This is a genomic window from Acinetobacter kyonggiensis (genome assembly GCF_900107285.1).
In the GTDB taxonomy this organism is placed as follows: Bacteria; Pseudomonadota; Gammaproteobacteria; order Pseudomonadales; family Moraxellaceae; genus Acinetobacter; species Acinetobacter kyonggiensis.
Window position 1 is genome coordinate 1 of record NZ_FNPK01000062.1, and the last position, 3,197, is coordinate 3,197.

1 protein-coding gene, 2 pseudogenes and 1 other annotated feature are annotated in these 3,197 nt (G+C 38.7%); of the genes and pseudogenes, 2 read left to right on the forward strand and 1 reads right to left on the reverse strand.

Annotated elements, in window-relative coordinates; all coding sequences use genetic code 11:
* A pseudogene (locus BLV99_RS17875) lies at nt 1–1,018 on the forward strand (IS3 family transposase); the annotation flags it as partial.
* Nucleotides 74–190, forward strand: a sequence feature (AL1L pseudoknot). Its footprint overlaps the pseudogene before it by 117 nt.
* A 68-nt stretch (nt 1,019–1,086) precedes the next feature.
* Nucleotides 1,087–1,326 carry a toxin-antitoxin system HicB family antitoxin gene (locus BLV99_RS17880; RefSeq protein ID WP_244516354.1) on the forward strand — a complete coding sequence of 80 codons (240 nt, stop codon included), beginning with the start codon at nt 1,087–1,089 and terminating at the stop codon, nt 1,324–1,326.
* A gap of 352 nt (nt 1,327–1,678) precedes the next feature.
* Here the strand turns inward: BLV99_RS17880 and BLV99_RS17885 are convergent.
* A pseudogene (locus tag BLV99_RS17885) lies at nt 1,679–3,106 on the reverse strand (HNH endonuclease signature motif containing protein); the annotation flags it as partial.
* Nucleotides 3,107–3,197 lie beyond the last annotated feature (91 nt).

A 3,197-nucleotide genomic window follows, 5' to 3' on the forward strand; every position in this document is an offset into this window, starting at 1 on the left:
AAGAAAAAATGAAGCAAATGGAACGTGAAATTAAAGAATTAAAGCGTGCCAATGAAATTCTACGTAAAGCAGCCGCTTTTTTCGCCCAGGCGGAGCTCGACCGCCCACACAAATAATGGTGGATTTCATCCATAACAATAAAGACTTATATGGTGTTGATGCGATTTGTAGGATTTTACCGATCGCAGCTTCAACCTATTACCGGACTCTAGATCTCTGCGAAAATCCAGAACATCGAGCAAAGCGAGATTTACATGACTTGCATCATGCTGAGGAGATTAAACGAATTTGGAAGGAAAGTTCAGGTCGATATGGTGTACGTAAAGTCTGGCAAAAACTGAAACGTGAAGGCTATATTATTGCACGCTGTACTGTTGCTCGATTAATGAAAAAGCTAGGTATACAAGGTGTTTGGCGTGGTAAGAATAAACAAACCACCCGTAGCCGAGATGACCAAAAACGAGCAGATGATTTAGTGAAACGTAATTTTAGTGCTGATCATCCAGATCAGCTGTGGGTTGCTGACTTTACGTATATTCAAACTCATTCAGGCTGGGTCTATACCGCCTTTATTATTGATGTGTTTTCACGAGCAATTGTTGGATGGAAAGTATCTACACGAATGAATACAGATATGGTGCTCGATGCATTGGAGCAAGCATTGCACGATCGAGGCATGCCAAAGAATGTGATTCATCATTCCGACAGGGGTGTGCAATATCTTTCCATTCGCTATACCAATCGTTTAGAAGCAGCAAATTTACGAGCATCAGTCGGTACAACGGGTGATTCATACGATAATGCTCTGGCTGAAACGGTGAATGGCTTATACAAAACAGAGGTGATTGAATATTTAAAAGCAGATTGGCAAGGTTTAGCAGATGTACAACTTGCGACACTAAACTGGGTAGATTGGTTCAATAAAAAGCGTGTACACAGTGCACTGGGTTATGTATCGCCTTTTGACTTTGAAGCAATGTACTATGATAAGATTAACCCGTTAGGTCAGGTGGCCTAACTTAAATAAAAAAGTCTCCGACAAACCCGGTACGGTTCAATGTCGGTCTATGTGCCGAATTTCCATCATTGTCTTGGCTTGATGCAGAACAATCTAAAGCATTCGCAGGAATTGTTGATCTTGTTGGTGAAGTCGTAGCAGATATGGTCAGCAATAATGAGAAATTACCTATCCCTCTTTCAGAAAAAAAGTATAGCGGACGGTTTGCCGTTCGTGTTCCATCAATGGTTCATCAAAAACTAGCACTTGAAGCTGCGGAGCGTGGTGTGAGTATGAATCGTTTGGTATCGGCAAAATTGGCTATGTAGTTTTATATCTTGATGGTCTACTTGGAATGGAAATGACTGGTAGACCATAAACAAGAATAGCTGGTTAGTTTATCCAATAATTTGCAGTAAATGGAATAAAAATTTATCTAGACCTATCTACACATAATTTTTAGCAAGAATAGCGTTATATTTTGATCAAAAAAAATGCCCAGAGAGGGATCAATGGGCAAAACTAAGGACCTTGACGGTCATTCAGAAACTACAGCTAGGTTCTAGCTATGATTCTGCATTTAATTAAGAAAAGCTACACTGGCTGAATATATCAAAAGTTGAATCATGTGATTTATCATTAATTAATACACTTGAGAAAACAAGATCATAGCCCTGCTGATTAATACAATAACTCACCAAACAAATCCGCTCTGATCTCTTCTAAGCTGAGATCTGATTTCATTCTATTACAAAGTGGATGAACCAGCAGACCATTCTCTAGCACCCCTTGGCCACCTGCGGCTTTGGCAATCCGATGATCCGATTCAGTAGAATCGAGATAGATTAATCCATCACAAATGGGGCAAAAGTTATGATTACCCACCAGAAAATTGTGCTTAAGCAAATTTTTGGTTAATGCTGAAAAGGCCTTGGGCTTTGATCGAGAGATCGGGCTAATCGATTCCACATATCCGACTACATGCTCTACAACCACTTTATCATAATTACCCAAAAATCTTTCAGAGTAAAACTCGTTAAAGTTGATGTACTTAAAAGCCTTTGACATCGACAAAATGAAGGTATTCAGGCATTCTTTATCTTTAAAATCAATATCCATTTCTAGGCTTAAACAGATAAAGGCCTTATAAACGATTTGCAGTCGATCATAGCCTTTAATCCCACTCCCGAACTTGCCGATCGTTTCAGTGATCGCCACTGGAAAATTGGCAATCAAGAATTCAATACTACTGCGGACGCGTGTAAACTCTTTAAAGCTAATCGTTCTATGATGAATCTGCATGATGCTTTCATGAATTTCAAACACAATAGCAAACCATGCGAGAAAGGAAGTAATCTGAAAACGCTGGTCTTTATAAAAATATAAGAATGGATGTAAACCCAAACTCGGAACCCCAGTATTTTTTACAGGAGTTGCCATTCTGCAAAGGATCGTAAACAGATGCGACATGAGCTTTTCAACGCGTTCACCCTGATTCAGGTTCATAATATTATGAATCTGATCACCCGCAATGATATTCATGAGTTCATTGACCAAGCCAATTTTTTTGCCATGACTCATTTCAGTGTCTAATAAGATGGTAGAGAAAAGCAGCTGATGGATCTTCTCCCCCAACTCGATCAGCTCATTTAAACGCGTATATTGAAGCTCTTCTAAATTGGATTTATTGTCATTGATATAGCAACAGGCATAGATCGCATAATATGCATCACTCCCCCGACTTCTTAGATGATATTCCTCATATTTATCCAGGCGTTTAGTATCTGAGTTAATTGATTGAAATACGCGTCGTGCATCTTCTGGAGTACCAAGCACTTGCCTGAAACTGATTTTAATATCTTCTAATTTGGACTTTTGTTCTGCAAATTTGGCATCAGTACAAATTTTTTGGAAGTCAGCCAGATCCCCTAAATGACTTCGGAGGTAACGAATATCCTCTTTCTGTTGGTCATTAAAGTTAGGTGCTTGATTGACTTGTTCATCAGCAAAATAGCGATTGATCCACGCATAAATACTCGAAAGACGATGCGCCCCATCGATAATATAAATATTGTTTTTAATATCTTTCCAATACAAGATACACAGGTGGTGTTTCAAAAAGTATGCTGACATTAAATGAAGCCATTATTGATGTAAAAAAAGGTTAAGTCGAAAGCTTTAAAATGGTTTTCAATCTTTT